This is a genomic window from Duganella sp. BJB1802, from assembly GCF_013369445.1.
Classification (GTDB): Bacteria; Pseudomonadota; Gammaproteobacteria; order Burkholderiales; family Burkholderiaceae_D; genus Rugamonas; species Rugamonas vulcania_A.
In genome coordinates this window covers 158,564-179,292 of the sequence record NZ_JABWEF010000014.1, presented here as the reverse complement: position 1 = coordinate 179,292, position 20,729 = coordinate 158,564, and the positions used below count along the sequence as shown (strand labels likewise).

Annotated in this window: 14 protein-coding genes; 5 read left to right on the top strand and 9 right to left on the bottom strand. The window is 65.3% G+C overall.

From position 1 onward, the window contains the following. Positions 1-9 precede the first annotated feature (9 nt). Positions 10-615, bottom strand: coding sequence for a MotA/TolQ/ExbB proton channel family protein (locus HUX88_RS21780; protein WP_161098924.1), 606 nt, complete (start codon positions 613-615; stop codon positions 10-12). 1,337 nt (positions 616-1,952) lie between these two features. Here HUX88_RS21780 and xseA point away from each other — a divergent pair. Beyond that, positions 1,953-3,323: an exodeoxyribonuclease VII large subunit gene (xseA, locus tag HUX88_RS21775; RefSeq protein ID WP_176363096.1), complete on the top strand. Its 1,371-nt coding sequence runs from the start codon at positions 1,953-1,955 to the stop codon at positions 3,321-3,323. Here xseA and HUX88_RS21770 read toward each other — a convergent pair. After that, the gene (locus HUX88_RS21770; RefSeq protein ID WP_176363095.1) at positions 3,304-4,491 is read right to left on the bottom strand and encodes a serine hydrolase; all 1,188 of its coding nucleotides are present in this window, start codon (positions 4,489-4,491) and stop codon (positions 3,304-3,306) included. The genes xseA and HUX88_RS21770 overlap by 20 nt on opposite strands. 82 nt (positions 4,492-4,573) lie before the next feature. On the opposite strand from HUX88_RS21770, the gene HUX88_RS21765 reads away from it, so the two are divergent. After that, positions 4,574-6,199 carry a hypothetical protein gene (locus HUX88_RS21765; protein ID WP_176363094.1) on the top strand — a complete coding sequence of 542 codons (1,626 nt, stop codon included), beginning with the start codon at positions 4,574-4,576 and terminating at the stop codon, positions 6,197-6,199. Positions 6,200-6,223: 24 nt separating this feature from the next. Here the strand turns inward: HUX88_RS21765 and HUX88_RS21760 are convergent, their stop codons facing one another. The 3 genes from HUX88_RS21760 to HUX88_RS21750 all read right to left on the bottom strand — a co-directional run bounded on the left by HUX88_RS21760 (position 6,224) and on the right by HUX88_RS21750 (position 12,521). Further along, complete coding sequence (locus HUX88_RS21760) at positions 6,224-8,338, bottom strand: beta-glucosidase (protein ID WP_229219461.1); 2,115 nt, start codon at positions 8,336-8,338, stop codon at positions 6,224-6,226. A gap of 198 nt (positions 8,339-8,536) precedes the next feature. Then, the gene (locus HUX88_RS21755) at positions 8,537-11,188 is read right to left on the bottom strand and encodes a TonB-dependent receptor (protein WP_176363093.1); all 2,652 of its coding nucleotides are present in this window, start codon (positions 11,186-11,188) and stop codon (positions 8,537-8,539) included. A 124-nt stretch (positions 11,189-11,312) separates the two neighbouring features. Further along, positions 11,313-12,521 carry an RICIN domain-containing protein gene (locus tag HUX88_RS21750; RefSeq protein WP_229219451.1) on the bottom strand — a complete coding sequence of 403 codons (1,209 nt, stop codon included), beginning with the start codon at positions 12,519-12,521 and terminating at the stop codon, positions 11,313-11,315. Between the two features lie 277 nt (positions 12,522-12,798). Between HUX88_RS21750 and HUX88_RS21745 the strand changes: the two genes are divergently transcribed. Beyond that, positions 12,799-13,665: a GyrI-like domain-containing protein gene (locus HUX88_RS21745; protein WP_117014709.1), complete on the top strand. Its 867-nt coding sequence runs from the start codon at positions 12,799-12,801 to the stop codon at positions 13,663-13,665. Here the strand turns inward: HUX88_RS21745 and HUX88_RS21740 are convergent, their stop codons facing one another. Then, positions 13,666-14,658, bottom strand: coding sequence for a glucokinase (locus tag HUX88_RS21740; RefSeq protein WP_176363091.1), 993 nt, complete (start codon positions 14,656-14,658; stop codon positions 13,666-13,668). A 249-nt stretch (positions 14,659-14,907) separates the two neighbouring features. Between HUX88_RS21740 and HUX88_RS21735 the strand changes: the two genes are divergently transcribed. Together HUX88_RS21735 and sodB are read left to right on the top strand one after the other, a co-directional pair. Further along, positions 14,908-15,888: a LacI family DNA-binding transcriptional regulator gene (locus HUX88_RS21735; RefSeq protein WP_176363119.1), complete on the top strand. Its 981-nt coding sequence runs from the start codon at positions 14,908-14,910 to the stop codon at positions 15,886-15,888. 125 nt (positions 15,889-16,013) lie between these two features. Beyond that, complete coding sequence (gene sodB, locus HUX88_RS21730; RefSeq protein ID WP_117014711.1) at positions 16,014-16,592, top strand: superoxide dismutase [Fe]; 579 nt, start codon at positions 16,014-16,016, stop codon at positions 16,590-16,592. Between the two features lie 48 nt (positions 16,593-16,640). Here sodB and HUX88_RS21725 read toward each other — a convergent pair whose 3' ends face one another. Genes HUX88_RS21725 through HUX88_RS21715 form a run of 3 tightly spaced genes read right to left on the bottom strand, consistent with a single transcriptional unit; the run spans position 16,641 to position 20,604 of the window. Continuing rightward, positions 16,641-17,396 carry a hypothetical protein gene (locus HUX88_RS21725; protein ID WP_229219450.1) on the bottom strand — a complete coding sequence of 252 codons (756 nt, stop codon included), beginning with the start codon at positions 17,394-17,396 and terminating at the stop codon, positions 16,641-16,643. An 11-nt stretch (positions 17,397-17,407) separates the two neighbouring features. Continuing rightward, a complete protein-coding gene (locus tag HUX88_RS21720; protein ID WP_117014713.1) occupies positions 17,408-18,112 on the bottom strand; it encodes an ABC transporter ATP-binding protein in 705 nt (234 codons plus the stop codon). An 8-nt stretch (positions 18,113-18,120) separates the two neighbouring features. Then, positions 18,121-20,604, bottom strand: a complete 2,484-nt coding sequence (locus tag HUX88_RS21715) for an ABC transporter permease (protein WP_176363090.1) — start codon at positions 20,602-20,604, stop codon at positions 18,121-18,123. Positions 20,605-20,729: the final 125 nt, after the last annotated feature.

Here is a 20,729-nt window from a genome sequence, read left to right as displayed (position 1 = left end):
GCGGCGTCCTTACTTGCGCTTGCAGTGCACGATATCGACAAACTTCACCGCCTGCTGCTCCATCTCGATGATGAAGCTGTCCACCAGCGCGCGGAAGTGGCGATAGAAAACCAGCGTCGGCATCGCGATCGCCAGGCCGAAGCCGGTGTTGTACAAGGCCACCGAGATACCGTGCGCCAGCTGCGCCGGATTGGAACCGGTCGCGTTCTGCGCGCCGAAAATCTCGATCATGCCGACCACCGTGCCGAACAAGCCCATCAGCGGCGCCAGCGTCGCGATGGTGCCCAGCGTGGTCAGGAAGCGCTCCAGCGTATGCGCCACACCGCTGCCGGCCTCCTCGATGGATTCCTTCATCACCTCGCGCGGCGAATCGATGTTGCGCAGCGCGGCCGACAGCACCACGCCCAGCGGCGAACTTTTTTCCAGCTTGTCGATGACGTCCGGCGTGATATTGCCGCCGCGGTAGACCTGCACCACTTCATCGAGCAGCTTTTTCGGCAGGATCTTGCTGCGGCGCAGATAGAGCAAGCGTTCGATGATCAGCGCGGTCGCGACGATCGATGCGACCAACAACAACCAGATAGGCCAACCGGCGGCTTGTAATATGGCGAGCAAAAGGGACTCCTGTCTAGATAAACACCCGAAGGCGCAATGTATCTTGTTGGGCCGTCCACGGCAAGTGGCGGATGACAGGCGGAACGCTCCCGCCCAGGCGCCGCCGGAGTTCTGCACATTTTCTGTGGACAATTGTGTGTGCAATGACCAGCATGACAACGCAAGCCTTTGATTTCAAAGAATAAAATCTCAAAGCTCAAAAATAGCGCAGCTGAAGCGTTCGGGCCCACTTTTTGCCCAGCAAAAGTTGTGCCCAGTTATGCCCATATTCTGTTGATAAGATTGTGAGCAAGGCACTCAACCCTCCCCCAAGTGCTTGATTTCAATCAATTTTATTTCCGTGCGTAAAAATCTGGCATATGACCCCATATGGCTGGCAAACGGCGCATTCAGCCACCAAAAGTGGCTCGACGGAGCTGGATGTGGAGTTCTGCACAAAAAATGTGGATAAGATTGTTAGCAAGGCTACCCACTCCCCACAAAGCCCTTGATTTATAAGGCTATTTTTTCCATGCGTAAAAATAACGCAGGCAAAACCGGCCAAAATTGCGTTTCTGGCGGGCTGGTACGGTTGTGGACTTCTGCACACTTAATGTGGATAAGATTGTGAGCAACGCCTCCCACATGGTGAAAGATCGTTGATTTATAAGGGAATTTTTGCCGTGAGTAAAAACCGTGCAAGGCATCTGTTTTAACCACTTTTCATAGCTAAAACCGGGTTTTCCACCGGCTTGCGCAAGTCGGCTATCGATAATGCCCGGCTATCGCAGCAAAGCAGTCACTTCTGCACATTTTATGTGGATAAGATTGTGAGCAAGGCAGTACAGCATGATCAAAGCCATTGATTTATATCGTTTTTATTGCCCTGCGCAAAAATGAAGCAGGCGATTTTTTATCCCCGGCCCGGCGGCTCGACCATGCGGACGACGCCAGCCCCCTCATTCACAGCCATACGACGCCTGGGGGCAAGTCGGGAGTTTTGCACATCTTCTGTGGATAAAAGTGTGCGTAATACCATGCATCACTACCTAAGCCTTTGATTTATCTCAATATACTTGCTTTGCGTAAATTTTAGGCATGGCAAAATAAACAAGAAGAAAATAGCTATCGCTCACAAAAGTTCCGCACATCTTTTGTGGATAACTTTGTGCGTAACTGCCGGTGGCCATGCCAAAGTGCTTGATCCATAAGGGTTTTTCCTCGTTGCACGCAAATACGGCAGAAATGTTTACCCTTTAAAATCATATACCTACCTATAATACTTACCGCTTTAGATGCTCTATGACCGCTGTGTGACTGAAATCGCAAAGTGTGGATAGTTTCCTTTATTGAAACCTATGAACTTCGACGACCACAACGCCCCCGCCCCCGCCGCCGCCCCCGTGATGACCGTGACCGCGCTCAACCAGGCTGTTGCGCGTTTGTTAGAACGGACCTTCCCGCTCACGTGGATTTCCGGCGAGGTGTCCAATTTCACCAAGGCCAGTTCCGGCCACTGGTACTTCACCCTCAAGGACGACGCGGCCCAGGTGCGCGCCGTGATGTTCCGCGGCCGCGCCCAATATGCCGGCTTCATTCCGCGCGAGGGCGACAAGGTCGAGGTGCGGGCGCTGGTCACGCTGTACGGCGCGCGCGGCGACTACCAGATCAATGTGGAGGCGATACGCCGCGCCGGCGTCGGCTCGTTGTTCGAGGCCTTCCAGCGGCTCAAGGAGAAGCTGGACGCGGCCGGCCTGTTCCACCCGGAGCGCAAGCGCGCCTTGCCGCTGTTCCCGCGCACCGTGGGCATCGTCACCAGCCCGCAGGCGGCGGCGCTGCGCGACGTGCTGACCGCGCTGAAACGGCGCGCGCCGCATGTGCACATCGTGCTGTATCCGACGCCGGTGCAGGGCCAGGGCGCGGGCGAGAAGATCGCCGCCGCCATCGATGCCGCCTCGTTGCGCAATGACTGCGATGTGCTGATCGTCTGCCGTGGCGGCGGCAGCATCGAGGACCTGTGGTCGTTCAACGACGAGGACGTGGCCTACGCCGTGGCCAACTGCCGCATGCCGGTGATCTCCGGCGTCGGCCACGAGACCGACTTCACGATCTGCGACTTCGCCGCCGACCTGCGCGCCGCCACGCCGACCGCCGCCGCCGAACTGGCCGTCACGCCGCGCGCCGACTGGATGGCGTCCCTGCGCGCCGACGTGGTCGACCTGCGGCGCGCGATGCGGCGCAGCGTCGGCGAAGCGTCGCAGACACTGGACAATTACACGCGGCGCCTGCTCAATCCAAGTGCGCAGATCCGCCAGCAGCGCCTCAAGCTGCTGGCGCTGTCCACCGCGATGACGCACGCGAACCGCGCCCCGCTGTCGCAGGCGCGCTTCCAGCTGGACCGCCTGAGCGGCCGCCTGGGCGCGCGCAAGCCGGATGTGACGGCGGCTCGCGCAAGGCTGTCGGACTTCCAGCACCGCGCCGCGATGACCATCTCCACGCAGCTCACGCAGCGGCGCGACGCGCTGGCCGCGCTGTCGTCGCAGCTGGAGCTGCTGAATCCCCAGCGCACGCTGGAACGCGGCTACGCCATCGTCACCGACGAACAAGGCGCCATCGTCCGCGCGCCGGCGCAACTGAAGCCACGCGGCACGCTCAATGTGCGCCTGGCCGAAGGCAGCGCGCAGGTGGACGTCGAAGCGGTGCGGCCGGTCAGTCACACCCCGGGCTGAGCACCGGATGCGCGCGCATTCCAGGCGCGCGCAGCTCCGGCCTGTCGTACGGGATATACCCCATCCAGAACCAGGGCAGGCAGGTCCGCCCGAACAGGTATTCCACCGCAGGCAGGAACATGCGGTCGGCGTTGGAGCTGTTGCTCAACATGACAACGCCGCTTTGCGGGCGCAGGAAGCCGAGCGCGAAGTTGTTGGTGCCGTCATCGTTGCCCTCCTTGAAGAACGCAGGTCCGAGCGGTGATTCATACACCGGCCAGCCCAGGCCCGCCGACAAACCGATGCCGCGATACGCGTCCGTCTCGCCCGGCCAGTGCGACGGGAACTGCTGCGGCGAGACGATCGCCATCTGCGGCGACAGCATCTCCGCGCGCGCTGCGGCCGACAAGCCATCGCCGCGCAACACCCCGGCCATGAAGCTGGCGTAGTCGTCGAGCGTGGTGTCCATCGATCCCGCCGCGCGGGCCCTGCTGCGGCGCTTGTGGGCGATGACCGCGCCGTCGCCGCCGTAATGCACAACCTCGCGGCCGGCGAAATCGTCGCGCCACACCATGCTGGTATCGCGCATGCCGAAGCGCTCGAACACGCGTTGCCGCATCAGCGTTTCCAGCGGCACGCCGGTGCGTTCCTCGACAACGATTTGCAGGATCTGCATACCCTCGCCCGAATACACGTAGCGGCTGCCCGGCGGGTACTTGAAATCGAGCTTGCGGTTCTCGTTGATGAAGCGCCAGTTCAGCAGGCCGCTGGTATGCGACAACAGCATGCGCGGGGTCAGCAGCCGCCAGCGCGGGTCGTCGCGCAAATCGGCGAAGGCGGGATAGTCGGGCAGCGGCTTGTCCAACAGCGTGGGCAGCGGCGCATCGAGCGTCAACACCCGCTCGTCCACCAGCTGCATCACCATGTAAGCGAATGCCGCCTTGGTCAGCGAGGCGCCGTACATGATGCTGTCGGTGCGCAGGGGCCGCGCCGCCGCCACGTCGGCATACCCATAGGCGTGGCGGGACACCACCTGCCCATGGTCGATGACCGCCAGCGCAAGTCCCGGCACCTTGGCGGCCGCCATCAAGCGCTGCATTTCGATGTCGACGGTAGGGCCGCGCTGGGACCCGGCGGCGCAACCCGCCAGCAGCAATGCGGCAAGAATAATCGGCGATGTGATCCTCATGGCTCGATTGTAAATCCGGGATGCTTGTGGCGTGGTTGTATTTATGATATTTTTTGCACCCTATTACGATGCTCGCGCGGATATGAAAAAATCGTTTAGCTGGTTTCACCTGATGTGCGCGGCGCTGCTGCCACTCGGCGCCCATGCCGCAACGGTGGATGTCGACATCAAACTGGTCTCCGCCGACGCGCTGGAAGTGAGCTTCGCGCTGCCCGAGCATTGCACCGCCCTCGCCTTCCTCAAGGATGAACGCGGCGGCCAGGAGATCCGCGCCGCGTGGCAGAAGCAGAACGACTGCGCGCTTCCCGAAGGCGACCAGCTGAAAAGCGCCGGCGCCTGCACCGCGCGCTTCCGCGTGCCGGCGACGATGCAGAAGATCAGCGGCTATCCCGGTTCCTTCCCCGCGCCCGGCGGCATGTACGTCCACAGCTCCAACTACGCGCTGGCGGACAGCTGCGGACCCGTGACCTACCGCTACCACGCGGCGGACATCGTCATGGACGGCCGCCGTTACCGCGACGTCGCAACCGCCCCTGCGGCCACCGGCGGCGACACGCCCGCCATGCTGATGCTGGCGCCGCAGGCCAACGCCTCGCTGGATTACTTCGATCCGCGCCTGTCGGCGGCGACGGTCGCGCAGATCCGCGAAGTGGCGGATGGCACGATCGCCTACCTAGGCAAGCAGCTGCCGCTGGCGGTCGTCAACCGTCCCGTGATCGCGGCCATCGCCGCCACCGAGTCAGGGGGCCCGAATGTCGGCGGCGATGCCGGCAACATCCTGCGCCTGGCGTTGTTCAATTGGCCGCAGGCTCCGGGACCGGAAGAAAACGCCAAGTTGACGCTGCTGGTCTCGCACGAATTCAGCCACCGTTTCCAACTGCGCGACGCGGTCGACGTCTATCCCGACGCCCGTCTGGTCAACGAAGGCGGCGCCGAGTTCCTGCGCTGGCTCACGTCGGTGCAGCAGGGTTGGCTCACTCGCCCGGAGGCGGCGGCGCAACTGGACAAGGCGCTGGCCGAATGCATGCTGTACACCGAAGGTAAAAGCTGGCGCGCGCTGACGCCCCGCCAGATCGGCAGCCAGCGGCTTGAATACCTGTGCGGACTGCCGGCCTATGTCTACAGCCTGGCGGCGCGCCAGGGCGCGGGCAGCGCGCTGTCGCGCTTCGACAGCTTCTATCACCAGCTGCGCCAGGGCCGGGTGCCGGACTTCCCGCAGGCGCTGGAATGCGGCGACACGGCCAACTGCAAGGCGCAGGTGCTGCCGGCGCTGCTGTCGTCCGGCGCCACCATGGAACAGCAGTGGAACGACGTGCTGCCCAAGACCGGGCTGGCGACATTGCGTCCACCAAGCCAGGCGCTGCGCGACCGGATGGTACTGCGCGCCGTGGTCAAGCTGATGGTCGACGATTGCGCGGGCCGCAGCGGCACCACCGAAACGCCGCAGGGCATCATCCTGGACGGCATGAAGGTCTGCAAGTCCATCCACCAGGACAGCTACGCGACCAGCATCGAAGGCCATCCGGTGTTCGGCGACGCCGCCACCGGCCCGGCCATGGCCAGCGCCTGTGAGACGCGCCACGAAGTATCGTTCGGTCTGAAGGACGGCGGCAAGCTGGTGGTTCCGTGCCAGGCGCCATATCAATTCCGTTCCGCGTTCTATGCGATCGACATCGATAAGGCGCTGGCGCGATTGATGCGCGAATAGCGGGCCGTCAGCCCGCCGGCACGTTCAAGGCTTGAACGTGCGCGCCTCCAGTGCGACATTGACGCTGGCCGCATCCGCATCCGCCGCGCTGCGCGCCAGCTGCACCTTGTAGCTGCCCTTGGCGATGCGCCAGCTCTTGCTGCCGCTGTCGTACATCGCCAGCAGGCGCGAGTCGACGGTCACGCTGACTTCGCGGCTTTCGCCCGGCGCCAGTTCCACCTTGTCCCAGCCGGCCAGGCGCTTGGGCGCTTCCCACTTCGCACCCTGCGGCGCCACATACAGCTGCGGCACGTCCTTGCCCTTCACCGTACCGGTGTTGGTCACCTTGAAGCGCAACTGCAGCTTGCCGTCCTTCTGGCTGGCGGCCAGGCCGGAGTATGCGAACTGCGTGTACGACAGGCCGTGACCGAACGGGAACAGCGGCTTCAAGCCTTTCAGGTCGAACCACTTGTAGCCGACCGCCGCGCCTTCATGGTAATTGACGTCGAAGCGTTTGCTCTCGTCCTTCGGATCGCCGTCGAGCACCGGCCGTGGCAGCTGGCTTGCCGACACCGGGAAGGTCGCAGGCAGCCGGCCCGACGGATTGACCTCGCCGAACAGCACGCGGGCGATGGCCTCGCCGCCACTCGTGCCGGCATACCACGCCTGCACCACGGCGGCGGTCTGCCCCAGCCAAGGCATCAGCACGGGGCCGCCGGTCTCCAGCACCACCACCGTCTTCGGATTGGCCTTGGCCACGGCGGCGATCAGCGCATCCTGATTGTCCGGCAGCGACAGCGAGACAGCGTCCACCGATTCGCCTACCCACTGCTGCGCGAACACCAGCACCACATCGGCATCGGCCGCCGCGCGGGCTGCTGCCGCGGCATCCACGCCGTCGTGATAGACCACGCTGGCGCCCGGCGCGCGCGCCTGGATCGCCTTCAACGGCGACGACGGATGATAGACCACTGGCCCAGGCCAGGTGGCCGGGCCGACGCCTGTGACGGCGCTGCCACCCACCGGATACACCAGCGACGATCCGCCGCCGGCCAGCACGCCCACGTCCGCGTGCGCGCCGATGACGACGATCTTCTTCGCGCCGGCCTTCAACGGCAGCACGCCGCCGGCGTTCTTCAGCAGGACCATGCCATCCTCGGCGTCGGTGCGGCTGACCACACCGTGCGCGGCGAAGTCGATCGCCCCGCCCTCGGCCACCGGATGATCGACCACGCCCTTGTCGAACATGGCGTGCAGGATGCGGAACACCATATTGTCCAGGCGCGCCTGCGGCACATGGCCGTTGGCGACCGCCTCCTCCAGCGCGACACCGAAGTATGCGCTCTTGTCGAACTCCCAGGCCGATTCCTGATCGAGGCCGTTGTTGGCGGCGGCCACGGTGCTGTGCACCGCGCCCCAGTCGGACATGACGTAGCCCTTGTAGCCCCAGTCCTTCTTCAGCACCTGGTTGAGCAGGTAGTCGCTCTCGCAGGCGTAGGCGCCGTTCAGGCGGTTGTAAGCGCACATGACGGAGCCGGGGTCGGACTGCTCCAGCACCATCTGGAAGGCCAGCAGGTCGGACATGCGGTTGGCGGCGTCGCCGATGCGGGCGTCGAGGATGAAGCGGCCCGTCTCCTGGTCGTTGACGGCGAAGTGCTTCATCGTTGCGATCACGTGATTCGATTGGATGCCCTTGATCTGCTGCGCCACCATGGTGGCGGCCAGCAGCGGGTCTTCACCTGCGTATTCGAAATTGCGCCCGTTGCGCGGCTCGCGCAGCAGGTTCACGCCGCCGGCCAGCATCACGTTGAAGCCGGAGGCCCGCGCCTCGGCGCCTATCATCGCGCCGCCGTTGTAGGCCAGCTTGCGGTCCCAGGTGGCGGCGGTGGCCAGGCCGGATGGCAGCGAGGTGCGCTCGCGCGGCGTCTTGGTGGCCTGCGAGGCGACGCCCAAACCGGCGTCGGTTTCGAACAAGGCCGGCAGGCCGAGGCGCGGCGTGCCTGGAATATAGCCCGCCGAGAAAGGCAGCGCGGCGGGATTGCGTTTCTTGTCGCGGAAGTCGGAGCCGAACCAGCCCATCACCCAGTCCAATTTCTCCCGCTGCGTCATGGCCTGCAGCGCCAGTGTCGCGCGGCGGTCGGCGTCGAGTTTGACGTCCATCCACGGACGTTCGGTGACGGCCGCTTCGGCCGCGTAGGCCGGCAGCGAGGTGGCCAGCACCACCACGGTGGACGCGATCGCCGTCAGGGCGGCGGCCAGCGCGATGGCCAACGGGCGCAGATTCAATTCTGAATTCAAGATATCTCCTTCTGTAAAAACAGGCGGCGGCGAACCGCCGCCTGCGGTGCTGCGGTTGCGTTAGTAGTTGATGCCCAGTCGTCCGCCCACGGTGCGCGGTTCGATGTAGCCGGCCTGCATCTGGCCGCCGGTCGCCGCGCCGCCCCAGGTTTTGGCCCAGGTGTCGGTCACGTTGCGCACGTAGCCTTCCACGTACCACTTGTCATCCGGGCTGGCCAGCTTGAGCGAGACATCACCCTTGGCATAACCCTTCTGCGACAGGCCGATGTGCGGATCATCGAAGTTGAGCAGGTCGAAGTAGATCTTGCTCTGGTAGCGCATGCCACCCCACGCGGTCAGCTTGTAGCCGCTGTCGAGCGGGAAGTCCTGCGACATGTTCAGGCCGAAGGTGTATTTCGGCGCGTTCGGCAGCGTGTTCCCTTCGAGGTTGCGCGCGCGGCGGCCGCGCAGGCGCGCTTCCGGTCCGCTGTACACCTCGGGGCACTTCGACACCGAGTTGAACTCGATGCGCTCGTTGCACAGGTAGCCGTCGTTGTAGGAATCATAGTCGTGGATGGTCGGCTTGATGTAGCTGGCGAAGCCGCCGATCTTGGCGCCCGCCCACGGCTTGTAGTCCCACTCGATTTCCAGGCCGGGGATGTTGACCTTGGCCACGTTGACGGTCTGCCAGCCATGCTGGATGTCGCACGCCGGATCGGAGGTGCAAGGGCTCTTCGGTATGACCTGCGCGAAGAAGTTGTCGCCGGTGATCTGCATGTCCTTGTAGCGCTGGAAGAAGGCCACCACGGACAGGCCCAGGCGGTTCTCCAGCAGCTTGGCCTTGTAGCCCAACTCGAAGTTGATGACGGTCTCCGGGCCGTACGGCGTGTACGAGATATTCGGCGATGGGCCGTTCACGCACTGCATGCCGCCGCACAGGTCGTGCTTGTCGCCGAAGCCGCCGGACTTGTAGCCGGTCGAGACCGAGCCGTACGCCATCTCCTGCGCATTGATCTGCTTGTTCAAGCCCAAGCGCCAGGTGAACTTGCGCCAGCTGTCGGCGTGGTCGTTCGGGGTCGGCGCGCCGAAGCCGAGCAAGGCTTGCGGGCCGTTGTTCGGGCCCATCGCCGTGGTCAGGTCGTTGCCGTTATGCGGACGCCAGCCCGGCGAGCCAGGCTGGCCGGGATTGTACAGGCCGAGGTAGTAGGCGTTCGGGTAGTTGCCGCCCCAGCTGTCGCCGCCGTAATTCAGGCCGCCCTTGTCGGACTTGCTGTCGCGGCTGAAGCGGCCGCCGACCGTGCCGGTCCAGGTCGGCGCGAAGGTCCAGTCGGCCTGCGCGAAGGCGGCCTTGGCGTCGATCTCGCGGTCCGGCTGCGCGTAGTACTGCGAGATCGGCGCGCCGTACGGGCCATAGACCAGCGTCTCCTGCGAGAAGTTGATCTGGTTTTTCTCGTGCATCCAGAACAGGCCGGCGACGTATTTGACGGCGCCGAAATTCTGTTTCAGCTGCAGCTCGTTGACGGTGGACTTGTAGCGCGAATCGTGGGTGCGGGTGGCGTTGTCCTTGACCGGCCACGTGCCCCAGTTGCCGCCCGATTGCAGCGGCAGGCTGACCTCGACCTGGAACGGCAGCGGGTGGAAGCCGTTGTCGTCGTCGTGCACCTGGCTGCGCTGCTGGTCGGCCCAGGCGAAGCCGTAGTCCAACGTGGTGTTGGCGTTGACGTTCCACGTGGCCTGCGAGCGCACGGTGTTGATCGTCATGTCGGTCTGGCCCGGCACGTTGATCAGCACGTCCCACTGGCCGCGCGTGCAGGCGTAGCGGGTGCCGGCGCCCTGGTCGCAGTCGCGCACGTTGACGTAGCCGGCGCCGTTGTTCTGGAACTTCTCGCCCGTCAGCAGCCACTCGACATCGCGGCCGAACTTCATGCGCGCGGCCAAGCGGCCGGCCCACTCGTCCTGGTTGTTGTAGGCGTGCGCCGCGTCCACCTTGGTGTTGTAGCGCTGGTCCACCAGCGGCGTGCCGGGCGGGAAGACCGAGGCGAAGCCCTTGTCGGTGTAGCCGGTGAAGTCCTGCAGCTGGTTCAGGCGGCTGTCCTTCTTGACCTTCATGAACGTCGCGCGCAGGGCCAGCCAGTCGTTGACGGCGATGTTCTGGATCATGTTGAGCTGCTTCATGTGCAGGCTGCCCATCTCGTACGAGCTGCTGCCGTAGGTGCTGCCGAACTCCGGCTTGGCCGGGATGATGTTGATGCTGCCGGCGGTGGAGTTGCGGCCGAACAGCGTGCCCTGCGGGCCGCGCAGCACCTCGACCTGCTCCAGGTCGAACATCAGCGCCTGCGCACCCTGCGGACGCGGCGAGTACAGCCCCGCCACGTGCAGGCCGGCCGACGGGTCGCCGATCTCGGTGAAGTTGGTGGCGCTGATGCCGCGGATGGTGATCTGCACCGCCGAGTCGTTGGCCTCGGTCATCTGCACGTTGGGCAGCTCGCCGGAGATGCCCTTGAGGGTGGTGATGCCCTGGCGCGTCAGCTTGTCCTGCGTGAAGGCGGTCACCGCCAGCGGGGTCTTCAGCAGCGAGGTGGAGTAGCGGGTCGCCGTCACCTTCACCTCGGGGATGCCGTCCTTGTCGACATCGGTGCCGACCACCTTGGGTGCGGCGTCGGCGGCGTCGGCCGGTGCGGCGTAGGCGTGTTGGACGGCCAGATTGAAGGCGCTGGCTATTGCCAGGCTCATTATTGTTTTCTTCGTCATCGCGTGCAAAATAGGTCTCCTGTTTTTTATTGTAAAAAAGCCGGCCCCCATATCGAGGCCGGCAACTTCGCGGCGGGCGAAGCGATGAACTTTTACTGCTTCCTGCTTACTGCTCGATCAACTTGAACGATTGCGCCGGCGTGCCGTTACAGTCCCATACCTGCAAGCGCGCGCCGTTCGAGGTGGAGGCGCCCGGCACGTCGAGGCACTTGCCGCTGGCCCGGCCGACGAACTTGTAATGGCCGTCGCCCTGGTCCACCGCCTGCCATTGCTGGTTGCTGCCGCCGCCGTAGGTCCACAGCTGGACCGCCGAGCCGTTGGCCGTGCCCCAGCCGGCCACGTCCCACGCCAGCGCCGGCGCCTGCCGGCTGCTCACGCGGTAGTTGCCGCTGTCGGTGGGCGTGAACTGCCATTGCTGGTTGGCGGCGCCGCGGCTGTCGCAGGCCCATTGCTGGACCACGGCGCCGTTGCTGGTCCCGTATTCGGCGTCGTCGACGCAGGAGCCGCTGTTCTTGTTGACCACGCTGTACCACTTGCTCGGGTCGATGCCGGCGACCGGGTCGGTGTGGAACTGCACGTCGAAGTTGCTGCTGCCGAAGCCGGCGCCGTTGCGCCAGATCTCGGTGCCGGCCTCCACGTCCAGCAGCCACCAGTTGCTGTCGACCGCCTTGCGGGCGACCGAGTCGCGGAAGAACGGCACCAGGTCGAAGTTGACCTCGTTCACCGGCGAGGTGGCGACATAGGACACGATGTTCCAGCGCGGCCAGCCGTTCGGCGTGTTCCAGGCGGTCCACACATCCCAGTTCATGCCGTTGAGGTTGACGTTGCCGGTCTTGCTGCCGGCCGGCTGCGGCGTGCCGTTGTGGTTAATCCAGATCATGATCTCGGCGCCGTCCGGCTGGCCGCTGGCCGGCGCCTCCCTCGTGCTGTTGAACCAGATGTCGTAGGCCACGTCCCAGCCGCCGGCCGCGCCGGGCGTGGTGCGCCAGCGGGTCGGCGCGTAGGTCAGCGCCTTCTGCTGCAGCGGCAGGCCGCTGTCCTTGGTGCACGAGCCCCAGTGGCAGCCCTTGTAGATGGCCGGATAGGCGGCCGGCGTGCTGTCGGGCGAGGACGGCGCGGAGCTCAAACTCCATTCGCCGGTGTCCTGGTTGACGTTGATGCACTGGGAACCGGTGGCCTTGTCGTTCCAGTAGTTGGTGATGACGGTGTAGGTCTCGCCCAGCACCGGATACGAGGCGTAACGCTCGCAGCTCGACGCGGCCATGCCGGGTACGCTGTAGGCCAGCGTGACGGCGGCCGCGAGCGAGAGTTTCAATAGTCTGATTGCTGTCATTGCTTAGTCTCCATAGTTATTTTTAAGAGATCTCCCGTGTGCGATACCAAAAACAACATTGCACACAGATAAAGCATAGTCAGATTGCCAGCCCTCCACCCGTTCAAAGTTGCGCAGCCTTCGGAGTGTCTTTTCAACCACAGCACATGTAACGGTGCTGGTATTGCTGAAAAGAGATGACTATGATGGAAACGTTTCACTTGTCTTTTTATATTAACAGCATTTCCCGTTTTATAACCAGCAGCACGGAGCAAGTACCATGCACATGCCATCCCCGACATCCCGTCCGCTGGAGCACCGGCTCAACCAGGTGCTGGACTATATCGACGGGCATCTGGGCCAGAACCTCAACCTCGACTGCCTGGCCGCGCAGGCGCATCTGTCGCGCTACCATTTTTTGCGCCGCTTCCAGCAATGGAGCGCCGAGGCGCCGCACGCCTACGTGCGCCGGCGCCGGCTGGAGACCGGCGCCTCGCAGCTGCTGTACTCGTCCGACTCGGTGGCCGCGATCGCGCAGAACTGCGGCTTCGACACCGCCGACGGTTTCGCCCGCGCCTTCCGCCAGCACTTCGGCCTGTCGCCGTCGCGCTGGCGCGACCGGCAGCGCGGCATGGCGGCCGCCAGCAGCCAGGGCCCGGTGGCCGGCCAGAACGGGCCGGTGCGCATCGTCCGGCTGCCGACCGCGCGCGTGGCCTACACACGCCACTTCGGCCCCTACGACGAGGACAGCGCGGCGCAGTGGTCGCAGCTCGACGCCTGGTGCCGCCAGCACAACCTGCCGCCGTCGCCGCGCTTCGGCATGGGGCTGGACGATCCCGACATCACGGCGCCGGAGAGGTGCCGCTACGATGTCTGCGTGGAGGTGCCGGGGGATTTCGTGGCGCCGGCCGGCATGCCGATCAAGACCATCGCCGGCGGCGCGCACGCGGTGCTGCGCTTCATCGGTCCGCGCGTGTTGAGCAAGGATGCGTGGCACCGCCTGCTGCGCGACGGCGTGCTGTATGGGCGCTACAAGGCGGCCGCCCGCCCCTGCTTCGAGCGCTACGAATCGAATCGCCTGGACGCCTGCGTGGAGGCGCAGGATTGCGAGCTATGCCTGCCGCTGGAACCGCAGATGGCGCTGTGATCAGCCGGCCGACAGCATGGCCGACATGCCGATCAGCGTGGGATATTGTTCGGTGATGACGAAGGTGGGGATGTGCGCCAGGTAATCGGAGAAGCGCCCCTTGTGCTCGAAGCGCGCACGGAAGCCGGAGCGCTCGAAGAACTCGCTCATCTGCGGCACGATGCGCCCGCCGATGTAGATGCCGCCCTTGGCGCCCAGGGTCAGCGCGACGTTGCCGGCCACGGTGCCGAGCATGTCGCAGAAGGCGTCCAGCGTCTCCTCGCACACGGGGCACAGGCGGTGCAGGCCGCGCTCCATGATCTGCGCGGTGTTCAGGTCCTGCGGCTCGATGCGCGCGCGCTCGGCCAGCGCGCGGTACACCAGCGCGATGCCGATGCCCGACACCAGCCGCTCGCTCGACACATGCTCGTGGTAGCGGCGCGCGTAGCGCAGGATGTCAATCTCGCGCTCGTTCATCGGCGCGAAGGTGCTGTGGCCGCCCTCGCTGTCGATGGCGATCCAGCGCTCGCCGGCCGGCACCAGGGCCGACACGCCCAGCCCCGCGTCCGCGCCCACCAGGCCGATGGTGGCGCCGGCGCGCGCGACGCCGCCGCCGATCTGGCGCTTGTGGTCCGGCGCCAGGTAGGGCAAGGCGCTGGCCAGCGCGGTGAAGTCGTTCACCACCACCAGCGATTTCAAACTGAATTGCGAGCACACCGCCTCGATCGAGAACGACCAGTGGTGGTTGGTCATCGTCACCCAGTCGCCGTCGATGGGGTTGGCGATGGCGATGCCGGCGAAGCGCGCCTGGTAGCCGCCCGCCGCCACCGTGGCCGGCTGCGACAGATAGGCCACCAGCGCCGCGCCCAGCGTGGGATAGGCGGCGCAGTCGGTGATCCAAATCGCCTCGATCCGGTTGGGGGCCGTCTCCAGCCCGAAGCTGGCGCTGGTGCCGCCGATGTCGGCCAGCAGGCGCGGGCCGTTTGCGGGGTGCGAAAACGATTCGCGTTGCATGTCTCTTCCTGGTTTCTTGTAGTTTGCCGGCGGCTCGATTATATGTCACATCGCTTATGAAAACGATTTCAAACGCCTTTTTCATTTAAACCCGTATCCGGATGAAAGTCAATGCGGCATCCGGGGTGGATTTGCCCGGGAGCGCATGAATTTTATGGTAATCTTCGGCGAAAAGGTTTTCACAGAATAACGATCACAACAGGAATTGCCTTGGCAGACGTCCCCCACTCCTCCGGCCCATCAACCCTGATGGACGTAGCACGCCAGGCGGGCGTGTCCCCCAGCACCGTGTCGCGCATCCTCAACGGCACCGCCAAGGTGTCCGACGACAAGCGCCTGGCCGTGCTGGCCGCCATCGACAAGATGAAGTTCGCGCCCAACCAGATGGCGCAGGGCCTGAAAAAAGGCCGCTCGATGACCATCGGCATCGTGGTGCAGGACATCTCCTCCCCCTTCTTCGACGAAACGCTGCGCGGCGTGGACGACGGCTTGAAAGGCACCGGCTACGCCTCGGTGATCGTCAGCGGCCACTGGAACGCCGAGGAGGAGGCCGACCGCATGCGTCTGCTGCTGGCGCGCAAGGTGGACGGCATCATCCTGCTGTCGGGCCGCATGTCGGACCAGGCCGTGCTGGGCTTTTCCAGCCAGCGCCCCATCGTCTCGACCGGCCGCGCGCTGCAGACCCGCAGCGCGCTGGGCTTCAAGCTGGACAACGAGTCGGGCGCCTGCATGGCGGTGCACCACCTGATCGAGCTGGGCCACCGCCGGATCGCCTTCATCTCCGGCCCGGCCAACAACATCGACGCCACCGAGCGCCTGGCCGGCTACACGCGCGCGCTGCGCGAGGCGCACATCGAGCTGGACCCGGACCTGATCGTCGAGGGCAACTACCACGAGGCCAGCGGCATGCTGGCGATGAACCGGCTGTTCGACACCCACCAGCAATTCACCGCCGTGTTCGCGGCCAACGACCTGAGCGCGTATGGCGCGCGGCTGGCGCTGTACCGCAAGGGCATCCGCGTGCCGGACGACATCTCGCTGGTCGGCTTCGACGATTTGCCCGGCTCGTCCTATACCACGCCGCCACTAACGACTATACGCCAGCCCTTGTATGACATCGGCCGCATCGCCACCCAGGCGCTGCTGCGCATCATCAACGGCGAGGAAGCGCGCGGCGAAGTGCCGCCTTTGGAGCTGATCGTGCGCGAAACCACCCGCCGCGTGCGCTGATCGAGATAGCCACACGGAAATCTGGCCTTTTCTGCACCGATGGCGCAACCGCTTTACAATGACGGACGTTTCGGCAAGAATCACCTCGATTTTTTCACATCGTCAAACCAACACAAGGAAGAACAATGGAACATACCCTGCCACCACTGCCATACGCCATCGACGCCCTGGCGCCGCACATCTCGCAAGAGACGCTGGAATACCACTACGGCAAGCACCATCAAACGTATGTCACCAACCTGAACAACCTGATCAAGGGCACCGAGTTCGAGAACCTGTCCCTGGAAGAGATCGTCAAGAAATCGTCCGGCGGCATCTTCAACAACTCGGCCCAGGTGTGGAACCACACCTTCTACTGGAACGGCCTGACCCCGAACGGCAAAGGCGCACCAAGCGGCGCGCTGGCCGACGCGATCAACGCCAAGTGGGGTTCGTTCGACAAGTTCAAGGAAGAGTTCACCAAGTCGTGCGTGGGCAACTTCGGTTCGAGCTGGACCTGGCTGGTGAAGAAAGCCGACGGTTCGCTGGACATCGTCAACACCTCCAACGCCGCCACCCCGCTGACCACCGACGCCAAGGCGCTGATCACGTGCGACCTGTGGGAACACGCCTACTACATCGACTACCGCAACGCGCGTCCTAAGTATGTAGAGACCTTCTTCAAGCTGGCCAACTGGGACTTCGCAGCAGCCAACTTCGCCTGATTGTAAGCTTGCAGGCCAAGGGGTCAAGTCCGGGACTTGACCCTTTTTTTATTGGAGCTGCAGGGTCTTCACGATCTTGAACTCGCTCTTCTCGCCGGCGCCCGATGCGGTGTTGCGGCTCTCCTTACGAATCGACACCAGGCGGTTGCCCGCCAGCGCGTAGACGCTGGACTCTTCGTTCTTCGCCTCGAAGCTGATGACGATGAAGGCCCTGCCATGCATGCTCTGCGTGATGCGGCTGGCCAGCGGCGTGCCGTCGGCGGCTATCCACACGTGCAGCCGTCCATCGAATTCCTTCACATACTTGCGATCCCGGTCGGCCAGCACGTCGATGCCCTGCGCGAAGGTCAGCATGCGCGCAGGCTTGCCCTGGTAGACGTCGGCCTTCTCGGTCAGGAAGCTGGTCTTCTCCAGCATCTGCGCCAGGCTGCTGGCGGCCGAGATCATGGGCCGCAAATCGGTCGGGCTGAATTCGCGGGCGGCGTTCAAGGTCGGCGTCCTGGCGTTGGGATTGCGGGCGACCGCCGTCGCCTCCGCATCGAGCCTGGCCAGCATGTCGCGGCTATAACTGAGCTGCATGCCGCGCTGGCCGTCCTCGATGCCGACCGCGGCCTGGCCGCTGGTTTCGTCGGCGTCCTTGCCCTCGCCGTTGCGGCGCCAGACGTTCGAGTCCAGCGTGGCCTTCAACGGCACCGGCTCCTGCAGGTGCTCCAATGCCGCCTTCAAATCGGCCAGGCCGTCGGCGTGCGCGGCGGCGCCGGCCAGCGCCAGCACCGGGATCAACATCAGCTGTGGCAATCGCATTCGTTCCTCTCTCAGGCGGCGGCACTCAGGCGGCCGGCGTTCATGGTGACGGTTCTGCCGCAACGCGCGGCGATCGACAAATCGTGCGTGACCAGCACCAGCGTCGAGCCGCGTTCGCGGTTCAGCGCGAACATCAATTCGATCACGGCGGCGCCGGTGGCCGCGTCCAGCGCGCCGGTCGGCTCGTCGGCCAGCAGCAGCGGCGGCTCGCAGACGAAGGCCCGCGCCAGCGCCACCCGCTGCTGCTCGCCGCCGGACATGTACTTCGGATAGTGGCGCAAGCGGGCCGACAGGCCCACCCGCTCCAGCATGGCCTTCGCCTTCTCGCTCGCGTGCGCCTCGCCGCGCAGCTCCAGCGGCAGCATGACGTTTTCCAGCGCGGTCAGGTGCGGCAGCAGCTGGAACGACTGGAACACGAAGCCCACGTTCTGCTGGCGGAACACGGCGCGGCCGTCCTCGGTGAGCTGGAAGATGTCGGTGTTCTCCAGTTCCACCGTGCCGCTGGTCGGCAGGTCCAGGCCCGCCAGTATGCCCAGCAGCGTGGACTTGCCCGAGCCGGACGCGCCGACGATGGCCAGCGTCTCCCCGGCCTGCACCGTCAGGTCGATGTCGTGCAGGATGGTGAGTTCGCCGGTGGCGTCGCTCACGCGCTTGCCGAGGTTTTTTACCGCTATCGCCGGCCGCAGCAGGCTGGCCGCGAGATTCATATTGGTCATTGCTACTCCTAATTTTCCCGAAGACTGAGTAAGGGCGGTTGATTCAACACGTTGCGCAAGCCCGCCCAACCACCGGCCAGCGCGCACAACGCGCCTGCCAGCAGGCCGGCGGTCCACAACCACGGCGACCATTGCCACGCCAGGTGAAAGCTGAAGCGCGCCAGCGCCCAGCTGGCCGCCGTCGCGCCGCCTGCCGCCAGCAAGCCCGCCAGGGCGCCGGTCAGCAGATGCTCTATCCACTGCGCCTGCGACAGCTGCCGGCGCGTAGCGCCCAGCGCGCGCAGCAGCGCGGCTTGGCGCTTGCGCGCGTCCAGCGATCCCGCCATCGCAGCGTACACTACCAGCAATCCGGACATCAGCGTGAACGCGAACAGAAATTCCACCGCCGCGCTGACCTGAGCCAGCGTGTCCTGCATGCGCTGGATGAAGGCGCTGATGTCGAGCACACTCACGTTCGGATAGTCGTGCGCCAGCAGGTACGAGAAGCGCTGGTCGTCCGCAGGCACGTACACGGTGGTCGCCAGCGTGGCCGGCATGGCGGTCATCAGGCCGGGCGCCACTTCGAAGGCGGCGCCCACCTGGTGCGCGCGCCAGTCCACCTTGCGCAGGCTGGTGGCCTTGACGTCCAGCGTCTCGCCGGCCACGTCGAAGCTCAGGCGGTCGCCCAGCTTGATGCCGAGGATTTCGGCGATGCCCTGGTCGACCGATACTTCGGCCGCAACGCCGTCGTACCAGCGGCCGGCGGTGATGGTGTTGGGCGCTTGCAGCGTATCGGCCTGCTCGATCTCCATTTCGCGCTCGACCATCTCCCTGGCGCGCGGATCGTCCGACTTGGCCGGCTTGCCGTTGATGCCGACCAGCCGTCCACGGCTCAGCACATGCATGCGCGGCTGGCCGTAGCGCTTCAGGCGCGCCTCCAGCGCCTGCCGCTGGTCCGGCTCGATGTTGATGATGTAGTGGTTCGGCGCGCCGTCCGGCGTGGCCTGGCGCCATGCCGACAGCAGGTCGCCGCGCACCACCGTCAGCAGCAGCAAGGCGGTCAGGCCCAGCGCCAGCGCGACGATCTGCGTCACGCTGGCCGCCGGGCGGCGGCGCATGTCGGTGACGGCGAAGCGCCAGGCCGGATGGTTGAACAGGCCGCGCATCGGCCGCAGCGCGCCCACGCCCAGCCACGCCGCCAGGCCGAACACCAGTCCGCACAGCGCGAACGCGGCGGCCGCGATCAGGCCGAGCATGACGTCGGCGGTCTGCCACACCAGCAGCGCGGTGAAAACGCCGGCGCCCAGCGCGTAGCTGGCGATGGTGCGCGCCTGCGGCGCTTCCTGCTCGCGGCGCAGCAGGCGCACCTGCGACACGTTGCGCATCTGGAGCAGCGGCGGCAGCGCAAAGCCCAGCAGCAGCGCCAATCCCGCCACCAGGCCTTGCAGCGCCGGCTGCCAACCGGGTGGCGGCAGGTCGGCGTCCACCAGCTTGCCCAGCCATTCGAGCAGCACGAAGTGGCAGCCGAATCCCAGCAGCACGCCGATGACGCTGCCGGCCACGCCCAGCATCAGGAACTCCAGCAGGTACATGCGGATCTGCTGCGATTGCGTCTGACCCAGGCAGCGCAGCACGGCGCAGGCGTCGAGGTGGCGCTGCACGTAGCGGCGCGCGGCCATCGCCACCGCGATCCCGGCCAGGAGCGCGGACAACAGCCCGACCAGCGACAGGAACTGCCGCACCTGGTCCTGCATGGACTGGCTCTCCTTGCCCGCCGAGGCGAGCGTGCTGATTTCGATGCCCTGCCTGGGCGTTGCGGCGACGCGCGCCTTGACCCATTGTTCAAACGCCGCCACCTGCGCCGGTTCGCCGGCCACCAGCAGGCGGTGCGTGGCGATGGCATGCTGTTGCAGCAGATTGGTGGACATCAGGTCGGCGCTGTTGATCATCGCGCGCGGCGCCAGCGTGAGGAAAGAAGCGGCGGCGTCGGGCTCGGAGGCGATCATGCCGGCCACCGTCAGATTGCGCTCGCCGATGCGCAGCGTGGAACCGGTGCGCAGGTTCAGCGCAGCCGCCAAGGCCGGATCCACCCACACGGTTCCGGGCGCTGGGATGGACGCGGCCACGGCGTCCGGCTGGCCCTCGCGGCGCAGCTTCATGTGGCCGCGCAAAGGATAGGAGTCGCTCACGCTCTTGAGCGCGACCAGCATCGACACGCCCTGCCCGCCCCCGCCGGCGACGGCCATGTTCAGCATCGCGACCGTGTCGGCGCTGCGCAGGCCGCGCCGCCGCGCCTCGGTGCGCAGGTCGGCGGGCAGGGGCTGATCGGACGCCAGCACCAGGTCGGCGGCCAGCACCTGGTTGGCGTTGCGCGCGATGCCGGCGCCCATGCGCGCGGTGAAGAAGTTCACCGACGACAGCGCCGCCACCGACAGCATCAGCGCCGCCAGCAGGAAGCGCAGCTCGCCCGCGCGCCAGTCGCGCCGCAGCATGGATAACGATAGTCTGAACATCTAGCCGGCTTCCAGGATAAAACCGGCAGCTTGCCAAAACCACCGCGTGGCGTCCGCCGGAATGCGACGAAACGCCAGCAGCCGCGATGGTTTGCCAGAATCGACGGCTGGATTGCACGGCACGA